This is a genomic window from Gardnerella sp. DNF01144 (genome assembly GCF_049244245.1).
Lineage (GTDB): Bacteria > Actinomycetota > Actinomycetes > Actinomycetales > Bifidobacteriaceae > Bifidobacterium > Bifidobacterium piotii.
On record NZ_CP058390.1, the window covers coordinates 1,248,979 to 1,267,904 of the forward strand.

The 18,926-nt window shown below is 38.2% G+C and carries 15 protein-coding genes; 13 read left to right on the forward strand and 2 right to left on the reverse strand.

From position 1 onward, the window contains the following. The first annotated feature begins 82 nt into the window (after nt 1–82). The 6 genes from dnaN (at nt 83) to HXT36_RS05220 (ending at nt 8,497) form a co-directional block, all read left to right on the forward strand. A complete protein-coding gene (gene dnaN / locus HXT36_RS05195) occupies nt 83–1,201 on the forward strand; it encodes a DNA polymerase III subunit beta (RefSeq protein ID WP_116285336.1) in 1,119 nt (372 codons plus the stop codon). 36 nt (nt 1,202–1,237) lie between these two features. Beyond that, nucleotides 1,238–2,593 (forward strand): DNA replication/repair protein RecF, encoded by a 1,356-nt coding sequence (recF, locus tag HXT36_RS05200; protein ID WP_421778695.1) that lies wholly within the window; start codon nt 1,238–1,240, stop codon nt 2,591–2,593. Continuing rightward, nucleotides 2,590–3,081, forward strand: coding sequence for a DciA family protein (locus HXT36_RS05205; RefSeq protein ID WP_004131181.1), 492 nt, complete (start codon nt 2,590–2,592; stop codon nt 3,079–3,081). Before recF ends, HXT36_RS05205 begins: the two co-directional genes overlap by 4 nt. Before the next feature lie 150 nt (nt 3,082–3,231). After that, complete coding sequence (gene gyrB, locus HXT36_RS05210) at nt 3,232–5,307, forward strand: DNA topoisomerase (ATP-hydrolyzing) subunit B (RefSeq protein WP_004131183.1); 2,076 nt, start codon at nt 3,232–3,234, stop codon at nt 5,305–5,307. Between the two features lie 69 nt (nt 5,308–5,376). After that, the gene (gyrA, locus tag HXT36_RS05215; RefSeq protein ID WP_016801861.1) at nt 5,377–8,013 is read left to right on the forward strand and encodes a DNA gyrase subunit A; all 2,637 of its coding nucleotides are present in this window, start codon (nt 5,377–5,379) and stop codon (nt 8,011–8,013) included. Next, a complete protein-coding gene (locus HXT36_RS05220) occupies nt 8,006–8,497 on the forward strand; it encodes a DUF3566 domain-containing protein (protein WP_004131188.1) in 492 nt (163 codons plus the stop codon). The genes gyrA and HXT36_RS05220 overlap by 8 nt, the downstream gene beginning before the upstream one ends. A 116-nt stretch (nt 8,498–8,613) precedes the next feature. On the opposite strand, the gene mscL is transcribed toward HXT36_RS05220, so the two are convergent. Together mscL and HXT36_RS05230 are read right to left on the reverse strand one after the other, a co-directional pair. Beyond that, nucleotides 8,614–9,024, reverse strand: a complete 411-nt coding sequence (mscL, locus tag HXT36_RS05225; RefSeq protein ID WP_004131190.1) for a large conductance mechanosensitive channel protein MscL — start codon at nt 9,022–9,024, stop codon at nt 8,614–8,616. Between the two features lie 50 nt (nt 9,025–9,074). Next, nucleotides 9,075–9,773: a phosphatase PAP2 family protein gene (locus HXT36_RS05230; RefSeq protein WP_004131192.1), complete on the reverse strand. Its 699-nt coding sequence runs from the start codon at nt 9,771–9,773 to the stop codon at nt 9,075–9,077. Between the two features lie 211 nt (nt 9,774–9,984). On the opposite strand from HXT36_RS05230, the gene HXT36_RS05235 reads away from it, so the two are divergent. From HXT36_RS05235 to pknB, 7 genes are read left to right on the forward strand one after another with little or no spacing between them, the layout of a single operon-like run. Next, nucleotides 9,985–10,677 (forward strand): FhaA domain-containing protein, encoded by a 693-nt coding sequence (locus HXT36_RS05235; protein WP_004131193.1) that lies wholly within the window; start codon nt 9,985–9,987, stop codon nt 10,675–10,677. Between the two features lie 33 nt (nt 10,678–10,710). Further along, nucleotides 10,711–11,238, forward strand: coding sequence for an FHA domain-containing protein FhaB/FipA (locus HXT36_RS05240; protein ID WP_004131195.1), 528 nt, complete (start codon nt 10,711–10,713; stop codon nt 11,236–11,238). Nucleotides 11,239–11,242: 4 nt separating this feature from the next. Continuing rightward, a complete protein-coding gene (locus HXT36_RS05245; RefSeq protein WP_421778696.1) occupies nt 11,243–13,012 on the forward strand; it encodes a PP2C family protein-serine/threonine phosphatase in 1,770 nt (589 codons plus the stop codon). Next, nucleotides 13,009–14,448, forward strand: coding sequence for an FtsW/RodA/SpoVE family cell cycle protein (locus HXT36_RS05250; protein ID WP_004131199.1), 1,440 nt, complete (start codon nt 13,009–13,011; stop codon nt 14,446–14,448). Before HXT36_RS05245 ends, HXT36_RS05250 begins: the two co-directional genes overlap by 4 nt. Beyond that, nucleotides 14,441–15,907 carry a peptidoglycan D,D-transpeptidase FtsI family protein gene (locus HXT36_RS05255; protein ID WP_032835980.1) on the forward strand — a complete coding sequence of 489 codons (1,467 nt, stop codon included), beginning with the start codon at nt 14,441–14,443 and terminating at the stop codon, nt 15,905–15,907. Before HXT36_RS05250 ends, HXT36_RS05255 begins: the two co-directional genes overlap by 8 nt. Then, a complete protein-coding gene (locus HXT36_RS05260) occupies nt 15,904–16,869 on the forward strand; it encodes a serine/threonine-protein kinase (protein ID WP_004131203.1) in 966 nt (321 codons plus the stop codon). The genes HXT36_RS05255 and HXT36_RS05260 overlap by 4 nt, the downstream gene beginning before the upstream one ends. Beyond that, the gene (gene pknB, locus HXT36_RS05265; protein WP_016801864.1) at nt 16,866–18,926 is read left to right on the forward strand and encodes a Stk1 family PASTA domain-containing Ser/Thr kinase; all 2,061 of its coding nucleotides are present in this window, start codon (nt 16,866–16,868) and stop codon (nt 18,924–18,926) included. The genes HXT36_RS05260 and pknB overlap by 4 nt, the downstream gene beginning before the upstream one ends.

Sequence of the window (18,926 nt, forward strand, 5' to 3'; positions counted from 1 at the left end):
TAACACTTAGCATTTATTTCTAAATTAGATTTTCATTAGCCAATGAGATAGAATAAACACAGTTTTAATGAAATGAGGAAATATGAAAGTTGAAGTTAATTCCGCTTCTTTTGCAGACGCACTATCTTGGACTACTCGCGTTATAGATAATCGTCCAGCAAATCCTATTCTTGCAGGATTAAAGTTAGAAGCAAAAGACGGAACTTTGCAACTTTGCGCATTTAATTATCAACTTTCTAGCCGTCATCACATTGAAGCAGGTGTAGACGAAGCAGGGAGTGTGCTCGTTTTAGGCAGACTACTTGCAGATATAACAAAATCTTTGCCAGCAGAAAAAACGTATTTATCTTCTACTGAAACAACTCTTACGATTACTTCTGGTAAGTCAACATTTACTTTGCAACTTATGCCAGAAGGAGAATATCCAGATTTACCAGAAGTTCCTTCAAAACTTGGTCAAGTAGATGCTCCTACTTTTGTTCAAGCTGTAAATCAAGCTTCTGTAGCAGTTTCTAGAGAAGAAGATAGGCCAGTTTTAACAGGAATTCATGCTCGTTTTGAAGATGATACTGTTACTTTTACAGCTACAGACAGATATCGTCTTGCTCGTTCCACCTTTAGATGGACTCCAGAGCATAACGATATAAACACTTCAACTCTTATTAAGGGAAGTATTCTTAAAGATATTTCACGCTCTGTTGACGAGCATCAAAATGTTGTTATTAGCTTAGATGAGCAAGAACCTTCTGTTCTTGGATTTGAAAATTCTGGAAGAATTAGTACTTCTCAACTTATTGATGGAGAATTTCCTTCTGTAGATAGTCTTTTTGTTGATGAGTATCCTATTCACGCAATTATTAATCGACAAATGCTTATTAACGCAATCAAGCGCGTTGCTATTGTTGCAGAAAAATATGCTCCAATCTATATGTCTTTTGCGGAAAATGAACTTACTTTAAGTGCTGGAAATGAAAGTGAATCTAAAGCAAAAGAAACTATTGACATAGATATGGATGGTCAAGATATTATTGTTGCTTTTAATCCTAATTATTTGATTGAAGGATTAAGCGTTATTAGTGAGCCATTTGTTCACGTAAAAATCACATCTACTATTAAGGCTGTTGAATTTAATGGTCAACAAGAAGCAGATGGCGATGAATCAATGAATTACAGATATCTTGTTGTTCCAATGCATCCTTAAAACAAATACTTATAACGAATCACTGTAGTTAAATAAATGTATGTTTCAAAGCTTGCATTAGACCATTTTCGCTCGTGGAGTAGTTGTGTACTCGACTTTTCCCCCAAAATGAATGTTCTAGTAGGTTCAAACGGTTTAGGTAAAACTAATGTTGTTGAATCGTTAGAAGTTATTTCAACAGGAACAAGTCATAGAGTATCTTCTTTAACGCCATTAATAGAGATAAATCATAATTGCGCTACAATACGAGCAAATGTTAAGGATTTTAGCAATACTTGCAATATCAATACTTTAGATGGTTCAGATAATTTAGATAATTTAGACGAAACAACATTTGAGCTAAGCATTAATCTAAAGGGTGCTAATAGAGCAAGGATTAATGGTAAAAAATCTCTATATATGAAAGATATAGTTGGCTTAGTTCCTTGTGTTTCTTTTACTCCAAGAGACCAAAATTTGATTGTTTCAGATCCTACTGTTAGAAGAACATTCATTGATCAAGCTGGAGCATTATTAATACCAAACTATTTGCCTATTTTGCAAGAATATAATCATATTGCAAAGCAGCGTTCTGCACTATTAAAAAGTTTATCTAATAATTATTCACCAAATTCAATGAATAATTACAATACGGTTTCTGATTTAGAAGTATGGACTGCTAAGTTTATTGAAACTGGAATAATTCTTACAAAATTACGCAAACAAATAATAGAGTTACTTAATAATGTTTTTTCAAATATTGTTAAACATCTTTCTAACTCATCTAATTTTGCTTCAATCGAATATAATCCTTCTTTTAGTGAGATTGATTTTAGCGAAAACGATTTTGAAGAAAATAATGATAATTCTATTAGGCTTGCGATTAGTGAGCATTTTCAAAGAATTTATAATGGAGAAGTTGCAAGAGGATACAATCTAATAGGGCCTCATCGAGACGATTTTACTATATTGCTTAATAATTATAATGCAAAAGAATTCGCTTCAAACGGTGAATCTTGGACTCTTGCATTAGCGTTAAAAATGGCTTTATTTAAGTCATTAGAAAAAAAGAATGGGAAAAAACCTATTGTTATTTTAGATGATGTTTTTGCACAATTAGACGAGTTTAGAAGAAAACAAATTTTAGAATTTGCAAAAAATCAAGATCAAGTTTTTATTACTGTTGCGTCTTTAAGTGATATACCAAAAGATAAAAGTGTGTTAGAAAACTCGATTATTGATGTGTCTAAAATAGCAAAAGATCAAAATGAAGATGATTCTAAATCTTTAGAAAACAATATTGATATTAATCATAAAATTTTATTGGAAAATATTGTTAATAGTCGTAAAAATAGTGTTGATTATATTGAAAATAACCAAAATAAATCTACTGACTTAGGGGATATTAGATGAAAATTCCCGTAAATAAAATACTAAAATTAGATACAAGAAAGCTTCCAGAACTAATTTTTACGCCTATTAAAAAGAAAGCAATAAAAAAGGTAGTTAACGAGCAGAATGCTTATAAAGCTTTAGAAAGTTTTGGAAAACCTGGTAGAGATCCACAAAATCTTTATTCTTTACTTGCAAATTTTGCTAATCAAAACAATTGGAATGAGCAACTTTCTATAGCAAAAATGCGCGAAGATTGGTGGAAAATAGTTGGAAAAAGCGCATCATTGAATTGTTATATAGACAAAATAAAAGATGGCGTTTTAATTGTTAGAACAAAATCAAATGTTTGGTATACGCAACTTAGCTATTGCAAGCCTATGCTTGAGAAAAAAATATTTGAATATTCTAAGAATATTAATATTAAAGAAGTCAAAATAGTTGGCCCATCTTTGCAAAAAACAGGCAAAAAATCAATAAACAGTAGGTTTAATATTAAGAATCACTAATAATGGCTCTTAATAAAGAGCGGTCATTATGCATGTGTAGAATGTTATGTAATATAGTTAAATCGCTAGAAGACCCTTTTTTGTGCTTTCTAGCGTGTATAGACCTCGTAAATGCCTCTTGGCATGAGGTAATACGGGAAGGGATCTAAAGTGTTAAACACTGAAGATAATTCAATGGAAAATTCTGTTGAAGAACATAAACTAGATGATGCTCAGCTAGATGATTCACTTTCTCCTGAACATTATGATGCTAGTGATCTTCGAGTTCTAGAAGGATTGGAAGCAGTTCGAATTAGGCCAGGTATGTATATTGGTTCAACTGGCCCTAGAGGATTGCATCATCTTGTATACGAGATTGTAGATAATTCAGTTGATGAAGCTTTGGCTGGTTATGCTTCTCACATTGAAGTGACAATTTTGCCAGACAATGCAATAAAAGTTGTGGACGATGGACGTGGTATTCCAGTTGACGAAGTACCAGGCGAAGGTGTTTCTGGTGTTGAAACAGTTATGACTAAGCTTCACGCTGGCGGAAAGTTTGGCGGCGGCGGATACGCTGTTTCTGGCGGCTTGCACGGCGTTGGCATATCTGTTGTTAATGCTCTTTCTACGCGTGTAGAAATCGAAGTTCGTCGTCAAGGATTCCATTGGACTCAAACGTATGTAGATCAGCATCCAACGGCTCCTCTTAAAAAAGGTCAGCCAATGGAAGATGGTGAATCTACGGGAACTTCTGTAACGTTCTGGCCAGATGGCGCAATTTTTGAAACAACTACGTACGATTTTGAAACTTTGCGATCTAGATTCCAGCAAATGGCTTTTCTTAACAAGGGATTGAAGATTTCTCTAACCGATTTGCGTAAACCCGATGAAGCAGGGGATGAAGTCACTGGAGAAAATGAATCAATTAGCGAAGAAAAGCATCAAAGCGTTAGCTACAAGTATGATCACGGAATTAAAGATTACGTTGATTACTTAGTTAAATCTCGTAAAGCTGTTCCAGTAGAGCCAGATGTTATTGATTTTGAGGCAGAAGACCTTGAGATTGGTATTTCTGCAGAAATCGCTATGCAATGGACTGTTGCATATTCGGAAGCAGTTCATACTTTTGCAAACACGATTTCTACTACAGAAGGTGGAACTCACGAAGAAGGATTCCGTGCTGCTCTTACATCTCTTGTAAATCGTTATGCTCGAGAAAAGAACATATTAAAAGAAAAAGATACCAATCTTTCTGGAGACGATGTTCGAGAAGGCTTAACAGCAGTTGTTTCCGTAAAGCTTACAACTCCACAGTTTGAAGGTCAGACTAAAACAAAGCTTGGTAATTCCGAAGCTAAGACTTTTGTTCAGCGAGTTATGACCGAAAAGCTTGGAGATTGGTTCGACGCTCATCCAAGTGAAGCAAAGAACATTATTCAAAAAGCAATTGAAGCATCGCGTGCGCGTCTTGCAGCTAAGAAAGCTCGCGAAAATACTCGTCGCAAGTCGATTTTTGAAACTGCTGGAATGCCAGATAAATTGAAGGATTGCCAGTCTAATAATCCAGAAGAATGCGAGCTGTTTATAGTGGAGGGTGATTCCGCAGGTGGCTCAGCAATTCAAGGACGAGACCCTATTACTCAAGCAATTTTGCCATTGCGCGGTAAGATTTTGAATACTGAGCGCGCATCAATCGACAGAATGATGAAGTCGGAAACTATTGAATCATTAATTACTGCTGTTGGTGGCGGTTACGGTGAAGACTTCGACTTAAGCAAAGTTAGATATCACAAAGTCATTATTATGGCTGATGCTGATGTTGATGGTGCTCATATTGCAACATTGAATTTAACACTGTTCTTCCGCTATATGCGACCAATGATTACAGCAGGCTACGTTTACGTTGCAATGCCTCCGCTTTATCGTTTGAAGTGGAGCAAGGGTGCGCATGATTTTGTTTATACGGATGCAGAACGAGACAGAGTTCTTGCAGAAGGTAAAGCTGCAGGCAGACAACTTCCTAAAGGCGAAGGCATTCAGCGATACAAGGGCTTGGGTGAGATGAGCTATCAGGAATTGTGGGAAACAACAATGGACCCTGAGCACAGAATCCTAAAGCAAATTCATATTGAAGATGCTGCTCGAGCTGATGAAACTTTCTCAATGCTTATGGGAGACGAAGTGGAACCTCGTAGGCTCTTTATTCAACGTAATGCTCACGATGCAAGATTTATTGACGCTTAAAAAGTCAAAAAATTGTCAATAAAAGCATTTAAAGCAAATAAACTTAAAGCTAAATAAAAAGGAATTACAGTGGTAGACGAAATAAATGCCGCTAATAATAGCGAAGAGCCAAATCAGTTGCCTGATGGTTCAATGGAACCACAAAGCCCGCAAGAAGCAGATAGTACTGATTATGGCTTAATGAAAGGTGCTCGCGTAAAGCACATGGATTTGCAACAAGAGATGCGCGAATCCTACCTTGCTTATGCACTTTCTGTTATTGTTGAGCGAGCTTTGCCAGATGTTCGAGATGGCTTAAAACCAGTGCATCGTCGCGTTATTTACGCTATGTATGATGGCGGATATAGGCCAGATCGAGGGTACAACAAGTGCTCTCGCGTTGTTGGCGATGTTATGGGTAAGTACCACCCTCATGGTGATTCTGCTATTTACGACACTTTGGTTCGTATGGCTCAATCTTGGTCAATGCGATACATGCTTGTTGATGGCCAAGGAAACTTTGGTTCCCCAGGTGACGATCCTGCAGCAGCAATGCGTTATACGGAATGCCGCATGGCGCCTCTTGCTATGGAAATGGTTCGAGATATTGACAAAGATACTGTTGATTTCTTACCAAACTACGATGGTAAAACTCAAGAGCCAACAGTTTTACCATCTCGTTTCCCGAATCTTTTAGTTAATGGTTCTGCAGGTATTGCTGTTGGTATGGCAACTAATATTCCGCCTCATAATATGCGTGAGGTTGCCGATGGCGTACATTGGGCTTTAGATCACCCAGATGCTAGTAATTCCGAGCTTCTTGAAGCTTTAATTCAGCGAATTAAAGGTCCTGATTTTCCTACTGGAGCAACAATCTTAGGTCATAAGGGAATTGAGCAAGCGTACCGTACGGGTCGCGGCTTAATTACAATGCGCGCTGTTGTTAATACAGAGGAAATTAAGGGTCGTATGTGCTTGGTTGTTACTGAGCTTCCATACCAAGTTAATCCTGATCGTTTAGCTGCTTCTATTAGAGAAGCTGTGCGAGATGGAAAGATTCAAGGCATTGCAGATATGCGCGATGAAACGTCTGGCCGTACTGGTCAGCGTTTGGTTCTTGTTCTTAAGCGAGATGCTGTTCCAAAAGTTGTTTTGAACAACTTGTATAAGCATTCGCAATTGCAGCAAACTTTCGGCGCTAACATGCTTGCGCTTGTTGATGGTGTTCCTAGAACTTTGAGCTTGGATGCGTTTATTCGTCATTGGGTAAGTCATCAGCTTGAAGTTATTGATAGGCGTACACGCTACTTAAAGCGCGAGGCAGAAGAGCGAGATCATATTTTGCAAGGCTACTTAAAAGCTTTGGATATGATTGACGAAGTTGTTGCATTAATCAGATCTTCTAAAGATGTTGAAACAGCTCGCACTGGTTTGATGAATTTGCTTGATGTTGATGAAGTTCAAGCAGATGCTATTCTTGCAATGCAACTTCGTAGGCTCGCAGCTTTGGAACGTCAAAAGATTCTCGACGAGCATGAAGAATTAATGCGCAAGATTGAAGATTACAACGATATTCTTGCAAGCCCAGAGCGTCAGCGCAAGATTGTTGGCGATGAGCTTGACGAAATCGTAGCAAAATATGGAGATGAGCGCAGAACTAAGATTCTTCCATTCTCGGGAGAAATGAACGTTGAAGATCTTATTGCCGAAGAAAACGTTGTTGTAACAGTTACTCGCGCAGGCTATATTAAGCGTACAAAAGCAGACGAGTATCGCGCACAACACCGTGGAGGTAAGGGTATTAAGGGCGCAAAGCTTCGTGAAGATGATGTTGTAGATCACTTCTTCTTAACATCTACTCACAATTGGCTTTTGTTCTTCACTAATCGCGGACGCGTTTACCGCATTAAAGCATATGAGCTTCCAGAAGGATCAAGAGATTCTAAAGGTCAGCATGTTGCAAATCTTCTTCAATTTACTCCTGGAGAAACAATTCAAGCGGTATTGTCAATTCAAAATTATGATGTAGCAAAGTATTTGGTTTTGGCAACTCGTTCTGGAAAAGTTAAGAAAACTGCTTTGCAAGAATATGATTCTCCACGACAAGGTGGCTTGATTGCTGTTCGACTAATGGCAAACGAAGAAACTGGGGAGCCAACAGACGAGCTGATTGGTGCAGCTTTGTGCAACCCAGAAGATGACATTATTCTTGTTTCTAAACTTGGTATGAGCCTTAAGTTTAGAGCAGATGATGAGCAACTTCGACCAATGGGCCGTCAAACTGCAGGCGTTCAAGGCATGAGATTTAGAGAAGGCGACGAACTGCTGGATATGGATGTTGTGTCGGTAGATACAAGCAAAGATCTTCTTGTTGTTACAAACGAAGGATTTGCTAAGCGTACAGCTATTGAAGAGTATCGTTTGCAAGGAAGAAACGGCTACGGTGTTAAAGCGGTACAGCTTACAGAAGGCCGCGGTTCTTTGGTTGGTGCTTTGATTGTTGAAGAAACAGATCAAGTAATGGCAATTATGAAGTCTGGTAAAGTGATTCGTTCCGACGTTAACGAAGTTAAGCGCACAGGTAGAACCACTCAAGGAGTGACTTTAGCAAAGCCAGATAAGGGTGATGAAATCATCTCGATTGCTCGAAACGAGGAAAGAGATGATGATGAAACTCAAAATGAAGAATCATCAGAAAAAACTATTGGAAGGAACTTAGATGAGTGAAGATTTTGAAGCATCCAATAGCAAAGTTAGTGGAGAATCTAATACTAGTTCTCCAAGAACAGTAGGTGCAACAGCTACGTCTTCTTCTAATGCGTATAGCGTTAGAAAATCTACTCAACCAAGAGCTAGAAGGATGAGTCTTTCCCTAGTTAGAGTAGATGCTTGGAGTGTTGCAAAAGTAACATTTTTGCTAAGTGTTGCTGGCGGAATAATACAAGTTATTGCAGCGGGATTAGTTTGGCTATTTCTAAACATGATTGGTGTTTTTGATCAAGTAACACAGATTGTTTCATCAACAGGCTTAAATAGCAACGGTTTTAACCTTGCAGACGTTTTTTCTTTGCCAACTGTTTTAAGTGCTGTAATAATTTTTTCTGTTGTAGAAATAGTTATTGCAACATTATTATCTGCAATTGGATCTTTGCTTTATAACGTTGTTGGATCATTAGTTGGTGGAATTCACTTAACTCTTGGTGATGACTAAAGCAAAAGCACTTATAATTAATAATTTAATCTCATAAAATTAATCCCCACTAAACTTTAAGTAGATTAGTGGGGATTAGTTTTTATAAAAATCATTTATAAAAATCATTAAACAAACTATTTTTTATAAGATAGATCTCGAATATCTTCCAAAATTTTAATCATTTTTTCTTCGCGATCTTTGCGTTTTTCTTCATCACTCTTTTCTTTTTCAAATTGTAAGAAAGGAAGACCAATCTCCCTTAACTTATTAATAGGAAGAACAATGCAAAAATAAACAGCTGCAGCAACAATAAGGAAGTTTAAGATTGATCCAAGAACGGCACCAAATGATATTGTTGCACCATTTATTGTTATTGTTAAAACACCATCAAGATCTGGCTTTCCACAAATCATTGCTATAAGCGGATTAATAATGTTTTTAACAATCGAAGTAACAACGGAAGTTACGGAGCTGCCCATAACAACACCAACCGCCATGTCGATTACACTACCTCGTGCAATAAATTTTTTGAAACCATTAAACATAGAAAATCCCTTCTGGTATTTAATATTTTATGTCTATTTTGATATCTATATTATTTTAATTTTCTTAATATTTTGTTGTAAATAAAACTATTACTTTTAGATAGATTAAGAATAGACAAAACAAGTATTGGGTACATTATTGCAGAAGTTAAAACATCACTAGGGAAGTGTGCTGCAACAACAAGTCTAGAAATTGCAACAATAGCAACAATAATAATGCTAACGATTAATCCAAGCCTTAAGAAAGACTTATTTGCAATATAAATAATCATAAGAGTCATTGAACAAATAGCTACTGCTGCTGCAGTGTGACCGCTTGGAAAACTTGGATCTGGTGGAACTTTAATTTTTACACCAATAAATGGCCTAGGTCTATGAACTATGAATTTAACAGCAAAAATATAAATCATTGGCAAAAGGCAAGTCGCAAGCTGTATTAGAGTTATGCGCCAATCTCGTTTTATAAAATAAGAAATAACAGCCAAAATAAAAAGTATAACAATGCATGATTTTGTAGAAAAAACTATTGCAAGCAATTTAGAAAGAGCCATTATAAAAGACGGAGAATAGTTGTGGAAAAATGCTACGATTCCTGCTTCAAAAGATCTTTCTGCACTATTAACAAGCAAAAGTTTTCCAATTAAAGGAACTAAAATCGCAAGAAGTATAACAGTAGAACACTTCTTATTATTAGTTATATAGAACTTTATTTTTTCTAAAAATTCGTAAAGCTTATTTTTTTGATTCATAATTAAAGATTACACTTAGAAATATATAATAAACTTGTAATATTAAATTGGTTTATAAGTTTTATTTGTTTATTTTGCATAATTTTGTAAAAATGTAGTATATAAACAAGTATGTAAATAAATTTAGCAAACGCATGTTTGGTATTTAGATGTGATTTGTACACCGTACGAGGTGACGAGTAATATGAGGAAAAGGTAGAAAGGGTTTACAATGAGCGTGCTTGACAGACTTGAGAAGAGCGTTGAAGGTGCAATGAATGGAGTCTTCGCAAAATTCGGGTCTAAAGACTTGCAACCTGTTGATCTTTCTAGTGCATTAGAGCGAGAAATTGATAACCAGTCTATGCCAATTGATCGCGATCGTACGGTTGCACCAAATGAGTATCACTTTAAGCTTAGTACTCCAGACTTTGATCAGCTTGGTAGTGAAGCTTTAGCAAATGAGCTTGCGGATAATCTTACACAGTATGCAAAAAGTCAGCATTATGCTTTTGTTGGCCCAGTTGCAGTTATTTTTGAAGAAGATACCGATCTTACAAAAGGTAATTTCAATTTAACTTCTGATTCTGTTCCAGGAAACGCTGTTCCTGTAACAACTCAAGAGCAGTCAGAAAATCATCCAATGCTGGAGATTAATGGGAATAGGTATTTGTTAACAAAAGATCGCACAATATTAGGCAGAGGTTCTGGTTGCGATATTGTTATTGATGATCCTGGAATTTCTCGTAGACATCTTGGAATAGACGTTACACCAGATGGTGTTATTGCTAGGGATCTTGGATCCACTAATGGTACTTATGTTGAAGGTCATCAAACTCCAGCAGCAACGCTATTAGATGGAAACACTATTACTATTGGGCGCACCCGTATTCTTTATTGGGCTTCGGATCAAGATCAGGAGTAGTAGACGAATACGTAAAGAGATACGAGTACACGCATGATATTAACCGAGTTGACTTTTGCTATACTTAAGTACAGTTTTTTAGTACTTTTGTGGGTATTCGTATGGTTTGCTGTTCGATCTTTACGAAAAGATATTGAAATTTTTAGTCCTAAAAAGTCTAAAGCTTGGAAGAATAAGTCTCATCGCAGACCAAATCCTTCTAATGATGAATCTTTAAGAAATAACAATATTGCTTCTGCTAATTTAGAGAAGAATAATCAAGCTGAAATGCCAACTTTGCTTGTTATTATTGATGGTCCTTTAGCTGGTTCGTCATTCCCGTTGGAGCCTTCTGGCGTAACTCTTGGAAGATCTGCAAACAATACGGTTGTTCTAAATGACGAGTTTGTTTCTTCTCATCACGCGCGCGTGTATTTTAATCAATCTGTAAATTCTTGGGTTCTTGAAGATTTAGGTAGCACTAACGGAACTATGATAGGTCATAGTAGAGTTAATGAACCTGTTGTTTTGCCTCCGCGCAAGTCTGTGCGAATCGGAGCAACAATGTTTGAATTGAGGTAAATAAATGGCGCAATTCGATTCAAACATTGAAGATAAAACAAGTAGTCAAAAGCAGCAAGATCAAGTTGATTGTGCAAGTAATAACGTTTCAAGTAGTGACGTTGCAAATGTTGTAAGTAGTGAGTCTGCAAATAGCAGCGATACAAATAATAATCCAGTAAATAATGCTGTAAAAAGTGAAGAACAAAACTTAAATAAGGCCTATTTTATAGACAAAGCGTTGTTTATGTATTCAACAGCTGTTAGCGACGTTGGTACTGTTAGAAGCAATAATCAAGATTCTGCGTTTGCTGGAGAAAGATTGGCCGCTATTTGCGATGGTATGGGCGGTCATGCTGGAGGAGATACTGCTTCTACAATCGCAATTAGGTCTTTAGCGCACATTGAGCAAGATTCAAGGCCAAATGATGTAAAAGCTGTTTCTTCAATGATGGAAACCTCGATTATGGCTGCCCACGACGCAATTGTTGGCAAAGCCAAAAGAGAGCGCAGACTTGCTGGAATGGGAACAACAGTAACAGCCGTATCTCTTGTAAATGGTTACTGGGTTCTTGCACATTTGGGTGATTCTAGAGCGTACTTGTTGCGAGATAATCATCTTATAAGAATGACTTGCGACCATAGTTACGTTCAACATTTAATAGACACGGGTCACATTACGCCAGAAGAAGCAAGAAATCATCCGCAGCGAAATGTTGTTATGCGCGTTTTAGGTGATTTTGATATTGACCCAAGGCCAGATATTGCTATTAGGCAGGCACACCCTTCCGATCGCTGGCTTTTATGCTCGGACGGTGTGTGTGGAGTGTTAGAAGATTCCACAATTCAAGAAGTTATGAGCACTGTATCTAATCAAGAAGAGTGTGCTCAAAAACTTGTTTCTATGGCACTTAAAGCAGGAAGCACAGATAATGCGACTGCTGTTATAGCGGATGCAACTTTGGCACTAGACGCAGATGCTTTTGACTTGCCTCACCAAACTCCATTAATTGGCGGTGCTGCAAGCAAAGATTTAGAGTCTATAGCAGATATTGTTAATAAGGCTGTTTCTTCTACGCCACCATTGCGTGAAGGTAAGGATTCTCCTGCTCAAAGAGCTGCTGCTCTTATACAAACAGACGCAAAATCGGCGGAAAAAGATGAGAAAATTGTAGAAACTACTCGACTTGTGCAGCCTTCGCATTTAAGAAATGAAGAGGAGCTAAGGTCTACAGACACAAACGAGATTCCTATTGTAAAAAAGAAGAACGGTAGAATATCAACAGATCCTAGGGATCCAGATGTTCAGCGTGCTGTAAAAAGAGAACAGGCAGAAGCACACAAAGCAAATAGAATTAGAAGAAGATGGATGAGAATAGGTGTTGCTTTTGCAACGCTTGTTGTGTGTGCGATTGTTGCTTGTGGAGCTTATCTTGTTTATTCTTGGACTCAAAAGCAATACTACATTGGCAAGGGAAACGGCAAAGTAGTTATTTACCAAGGTGTTCCTACTAACATATTTGGATTAGAGCTTTCACACCAGATTGAAGAAACAAATATTAAAGTCAAGAATTTGGATAAGTCTTGGCAAGATCAGCTTGATGAAGGTATTAGTTTTAGCAGTCTTAAAGAAGCAAGAGGTCATGCAAGGCTAATTGGAAGAGAAATGCGCGCTCGAGAAAACGAGAAGCGTGGTAATAAGCCAAAAAGTATTATTTCTAATTCAGATAATAAAGACGGAAATAATAGTGGAGTTGTAGATTCAAGCAATGATTCAGGAGGTAAAACCTCGTGAACATGTTTAGTATGCGCATTAAGCAAATATCTTTGTTGCTGTTTTCTGTAATTATATCTTCAATAGCATTTTTACAAATGTTTCTAAGGATTGATGGATTCGTTCCAGCAAACTATGTTGGTATGCTTGTTTTAACAACGGCGTTATACCTTGTTTTGTGGGGCGTTTTGATTGTAAAAAAGCCTTATTCTAGTCAGGTAATACTCCCTTGTATTCTTCTTCTTACAGCTATTGGAACTGTTATGATTGCAAGAATAGATAAACAGCACAACACTAATGTTGCTATGAAACAGCTTATTTGGGTTTGTGTTGCTCTTGTATTATCCATAATTTTTGTGATGGTTCTAGAAGATTATAGGATTCTTAGAAGATTCTCGTACGTTAGCATGGTGATTGGTCTTGTTCTCCTTTTATCTCCAATGCTTCCAATAATCGGTAAGGAAATTGGCGGAGCGAGAATTTGGATTGGCTTTGGAAACCACACTATTCAGCCAGGAGAATTTGCAAAACTATTCTTAGCTTTCTTCTTTGCAGCATACTTGTTTGATCATAGAGACAGACTTGCAGTTGGTGGAACAAAGATTTTTGGAATTCATCTTCCACGATTCAAAGATATGGGTCCTATAGCGCTTGTTTGGGCTGCTTCAATGTGTGTGCTTGTTGTGCAACACGATTTAGGAACATCATTAATGTTCTTTGCAATGTTTGTTTCTATGCTTTACGTTGCAACTGGAAGAAAAGGCTGGCTTGCAATAGGCTTTATAGCATTTATAATTGGATGTTTAGTTGCTGTTAAGCTTTTTGCACACGTTCAATACAGAGTTGACGCTTGGCTTAACCCATACGACCCAGTTATTTACAACAGATTCCCAGGTGGGTCTGCTCAAATTGTTACTGGATTATTTGGCCTTGCTGCAGGAGGTATAACTGGAACAGGATTAGGCCAAGGTCATCCTTCTTTAACGCCACTTGCTAATTCCGATTTTATTTACGCTTCGGTTGGGGAAGAATTAGGATTAACTGGTTTGTTTATAGTCTTAATTCTTTACATGATTATTATTGCGTCGGGCATGATTACTGCTATGAAGATTAAAGACGGTTTTGGAAAGCTTCTTGCATCTGGTCTTGTTTTTACAATGGCGTTCCAAGTATTTACTGTTGTTGGCGGAATCACGCTTGTTATTCCACTTACTGGTTTAACAATGCCTTATATGGCAGCTGGCGGGTCTTCTCTAGTTGCTAACTATTTGCTTGCATCTATTTTGATTGTTATATCTAATGCTGCTAATAAGCCAGAGGCTGCTATATCGTCTGATACTTTCCAATACGAAGCTTTAGCTGCTCTTAGGGAAAGAGAGCTTAAGCAAAGAGAAAATAAGTCCTCTAATCTTAACTCCTCTAATCTTAAAGAAGATGGGGGTGAATCTTATGAATAAATGTTTGAAGCAGCTTTTTAGTGCAGTAATTGTGTTGTTTGTTGTTTTATGTATTTCTAGCACGTATATAACATCTATAAAAGCAAACGAATTAAATTCTGATCCTAGAAATAGGCGCGCGCTATATCACGAATTTGGCGCTCCAAGAGGAGCAATTCTTGCATCCGATGGAACTGTTTTAGCGAAATCAGATCCATCTAAAGATGCATTCGTGTATCAAAGGTCATATTTTAACGGCCCTGCTTATGCTCCAATAACGGGTTATTATTCAATAAGTCAAAGAGCAGATAGAGGAATAGAGGCTTCTAGAAATCAGCTTTTAAGTGGAGAATCCGACGCGCTATTCCTTCAAAAGTTTAAGTCTCTATTTACAGGAGCAGAAAACAGAGGTGCTTCTATAGAAACATCTATTAACACTAAGCTTCAAACTCTTGCATACAATCTGCTAAAAGACAAGAATGGCGCTTTAGTTGCAATAGAGCCAAAAACTGGAAGAATACTAGCAATGGTTAGTACGCCTAGCTACGATCCTTCTTCTCTTGCATCTCACAATGTTTCTTTAGTAAACAGAGCATATAAGGATCTTATATCTAACATATATAATCCAATGCTAAATCATTCAATATCTGAACTTTATGCTCCTGGTTCTACTTTCAAAACGGTTGTTGCGGCAACTGCGCTAGAAACTGGAAAATATGATTTAAATACTTCGATTCCAGCTGGATCTTCGTACACTCTTCCAGGAACGCAAACTCATCTTACAAATGTTGTTCCAAGCGCTAGCGGATTGAATGGTCAAATATCTTTTGAAGATGCTCTAGCTTATTCTTCAAATACTGCATTTGCACAACTAGGAGTTTCTTTAGGAGCAGATGCGATTGTTAAGCAGGCTAAAAAGTTTGGATTATTTAGCTCATTTACTTTAGACGGATCTGATTCAACAGGATTCCCAATGAGGGTTGTTGCGTCTTTGCTTAATCAAAAGCCTACGCAAGATAAACTTGCTCTTCAGTCAATTGGTCAGGGAGATGCTAGGGTTACTCCTCTTCAAAATGCTATGATTGCAGCTGCTATTGCAAATAATGGAACACTTATGAAGCCAACGCTTGTTGATTGCGTAAGGTCTAGTGACTTGTCTGTTATTTCTCAAACAACGCCTACCGTTATGAGTCAAGCTTTAAGCGCACAAAGTGCTGCAAAACTCAATGCTATGATGCAAAGTGTAGTTGTAAAAAGTAATCAAAATCTTTCTTTGCCAAATGTTGCTGTTGCAGCAAAATCGGGAACAGCACAAATTGGGTTTAGAAATCAAGCTATTAATGGGTGGGTTATTGGATTTGCTCCTGCACAAGATCCTAAAATAGCTGTAGCAGTTGTTATTCACAACGCTAGTACGTATGGAACGCTTACAGCAGGGCCAATTATGAGACAGGTGATGAAGGAGGCGCTTAAGCAATGAAACTTGTTGAAGGACAGTTAGTTCATCATCGATACAGACTAGATAGAAGACTTGCACAAGGAGGCATGGGGGAAGTCTGGAAGGGCTTTGATATACAGCTCGGCAGGATTGTTGCCGTTAAAGCGCTTAGAACCGATACAAGCAATGTTGAAGCTAAATTACGCAGACTTAGAGCAGAAGCGCATAATTCAGCCAATCTTGCTCACCCAAATATTGCAGCGTTGTTTGACTACTACGAGCATGATGGCATTGGCTTTTTGATTATGGAGTATGTTCCCAGCAAGTCTTTAGCAGACTTATATCATAAAGAAAAAACTGTTGAGCCAACGCGATTGCTGCCTATACTTATTCAAACTGCAAGAGGTCTTTTTGTTGCACATTCTCACGGTGTTATTCATAGAGATGTTAAGCCAGCAAATATTATGGTTTCCGAAACGGGAAGCGTAAAGATAACAGATTTTGGTGTTTCGTACTCTAGCGACCAAGAGCAGATTACTCAAGATGGAATGGTTGTTGGAACAGCTCAATACATTTCCCCAGAGCAAGCTCAAGGAGAGCAGGCAACTGCACAATCCGATATTTATTCTCTTGGAGTTGTTGCATACGAAGGACTTTGTGGGCATAGGCCATTTACTGGAACTACGCCTGTAGATATTGCAGCCGCACACGTTAATGACCCTGTTCCACCTCTTCCAGATAGTGTTGACCTTCAATTAAGACAGTTTGTAATGTCAATGCTTTCTAAGAATCCAAAAGATAGACCTAAAGATGCTCTTGTTGTTTCAAAAGTGCTTGCAAAAATTGAAAGAAGACTTTTGGATCAGCAAACAGCGTTTAACAATAAAAACACAATAGATTCTTCCAATGCTCAGCGCATTAAACGCAGCGTTAGAAGTGTTCCAAAAACACAAGTTAATATTATTAACATTTTGAATAATAACGACCGCAAGGAGCAGCAATGAGTAATACAATGCCTACCTCATTAGCGAATGGACGGTACCAATTAGGTGAATTGATTGGCCGCGGTGGAATGGCCGAAGTGCGAGTCGCAGAAGATAAGCGCTTGGGTCGTACCGTTGCTGTTAAAATCATGCGTTCTGATTTGGCAAATGACGAAATCTTTTTGTCTCGTTTCCGCCGAGAAGCACATTCGATTGCGCAAATGAATAACCCAAACATAGTGAATATCTATGATTCTGGAGAAGAGTCTGTTGTAGACGACAATGGCGTAGAAGAGCATTTGCCGTATCTTGTTATGGAATACGTTAAAGGCAAAACGCTTCGCGATATTCTTAAGATGAATGGTGCTTTAAGTCAAAGAGATTCCGAACAAGTTATGCTTGGAGTTTTGAACGCCCTGGAGTATTCGCATAGAATGGGCGTGATTCACCGAGATATTAAGCCTGGAAACATTATGATTTCCGAGCAGGGCATTGTTAAGGTTATGGATTTTGGAATCGCAAGAGCGCTAGACGATTCTGCAACAACAATGACACAATCGCAAGGTGTTGTTGGAACTGCGCAATATTTGTCTCCAGAGCAGGCGCGTGGAGAACAGGTGGATATGAGGTCCGACTTGTATTCTGCAGGATGCGTCTTATACGAGATGCTAACTGGAAGGCCGCCTTTTACTGGCGATTCTGCAGTTGCAATCGCATATCAGCATGTTTCAGAAGTTGCAACTCCTCTAAGTACGCTTGTTCCAGGTCTTCCTTCAATGTGGGATAAGATTTGCGCAAAAGCAATGGCAAAAGATAGGCAGAATAGGTATGCAACGGCTGCTGAATTTAAGAACGACATATTAGCGTTTATGAACGGCGGTGTTCCTGTTGCAGCAGCTTTTAATCCGCTAACCGATTTAGCTAATATGCGCGCAAGAAAGCAGGCAGAGCAGAATGCTGCAACTCAAGCTATTGGAGCGGCAGACACTGCCTCTACTCAAAGTTTTGGCGCGATTACAGGCCAGTTTGATGCGTATCCAAATACGGGCTACAACACAAGAGCCGCTCAGCGCGCTGCAAATCAGGCAAAAAGAAGTAAGCGAATTGTTATTGCTTCTGTTGTGTCTGCGATTGTTTGCGCGATTGTTGTTGGCGGAATTCTATTTATGCTAAATCGCAGTAAGCTAGCTGGAGATATTGTTGTTCCAACGTTTAGCGAAACTACAACTCAAGATGCTGCTAAAGAAAAACTTCGCGCGCTTGGTCTTATTCCAGATATTTTGGAAGACGATAAGTCTACTAAGCCAGAAGGTACTTTTACCAAGCAATCTCCTAAAGGTGGAGAGAAGGTTGCGTCTGGGTCTAGAGTTAGCGTTTGGTTCTCTATTGGTCCTCAATCAACTAAGGTTCCAGATGTTACTGGAAAGTCGCAAGAAGCGGCTAGAAAAGCTCTTGAGCGTGCAGGATTTAAGATTTCTAACGTTAGAGTGGAAGATAGTACAGACGTTAAAAAGAATCACGTTACTAGAACTGACCCAGTTGCAGATTCGTTTGCCGATAAAGGTTCAATGGTAACTTTGTACATTTCTTCTGGCTTAACTAAGGTTCCAGATGGAATGGTTGGGCAGTCCAAAGATATTGTTGCTGGAGAATTGCAAAATCTTGGATTTACTGTTAATACCGTAGAAGAAGAATCCGACACTGTTGCAGAAGGAATGGTTACTAAAATGAATCCGTCTTCTGGAGCTGCTGTAAAACCTCATAGCGCTATAACTGTGTATGTTTCTAAAGGAAAGCCTAAGGTAGAAGTTCCTCATGTTGCTCTTGGAACATCAACGTTAAAGCAAGCTAAGCAAATACTAGAAGCAAAGGGCTTTAAGGTTGTTGCTGATGGCTCCGCTACAGATGACGATATTGTTGATAGTATGTCGGAAAAGGAAGGGTCTAAGATAGATAAAGGCTCTACAATAACGCTTACTGTAAAAACTCCTCAGACTTCTGTAGACACCACTACAAAGCCTGGAAGAACTTCAACATCTGACTCATCTTCTACAACAACAAGCGATAGCGATAAATAA

Coding starts and splice junctions, on each gene's coding strand:
- dnaN (WP_116285336.1), top strand. CDS start 83: ATGAAAGTTGAAGTTAATTCCGCTTCTTTTGCAGACGCACTATCTTGG.
- recF (WP_421778695.1), top strand. CDS start 1,238: ATGTATGTTTCAAAGCTTGCATTAGACCATTTTCGCTCGTGGAGTAGT.
- HXT36_RS05205 (WP_004131181.1), top strand. CDS start 2,590: ATGAAAATTCCCGTAAATAAAATACTAAAATTAGATACAAGAAAGCTT.
- HXT36_RS05220 (WP_004131188.1), top strand. CDS start 8,006: ATGAGTGAAGATTTTGAAGCATCCAATAGCAAAGTTAGTGGAGAATCT.
- mscL (WP_004131190.1), bottom strand. CDS start 9,024: ATGTTTAATGGTTTCAAAAAATTTATTGCACGAGGTAGTGTAATCGAC.
- HXT36_RS05230 (WP_004131192.1), bottom strand. CDS start 9,773: ATGAATCAAAAAAATAAGCTTTACGAATTTTTAGAAAAAATAAAGTTC.
- HXT36_RS05235 (WP_004131193.1), top strand. CDS start 9,985: ATGAGCGTGCTTGACAGACTTGAGAAGAGCGTTGAAGGTGCAATGAAT.
- HXT36_RS05240 (WP_004131195.1), top strand. CDS start 10,711: ATGATATTAACCGAGTTGACTTTTGCTATACTTAAGTACAGTTTTTTA.
- HXT36_RS05245 (WP_421778696.1), top strand. CDS start 11,243: ATGGCGCAATTCGATTCAAACATTGAAGATAAAACAAGTAGTCAAAAG.
- HXT36_RS05255 (WP_032835980.1), top strand. CDS start 14,441: ATGAATAAATGTTTGAAGCAGCTTTTTAGTGCAGTAATTGTGTTGTTT.
- HXT36_RS05260 (WP_004131203.1), top strand. CDS start 15,904: ATGAAACTTGTTGAAGGACAGTTAGTTCATCATCGATACAGACTAGAT.
- pknB (WP_016801864.1), top strand. CDS start 16,866: ATGAGTAATACAATGCCTACCTCATTAGCGAATGGACGGTACCAATTA.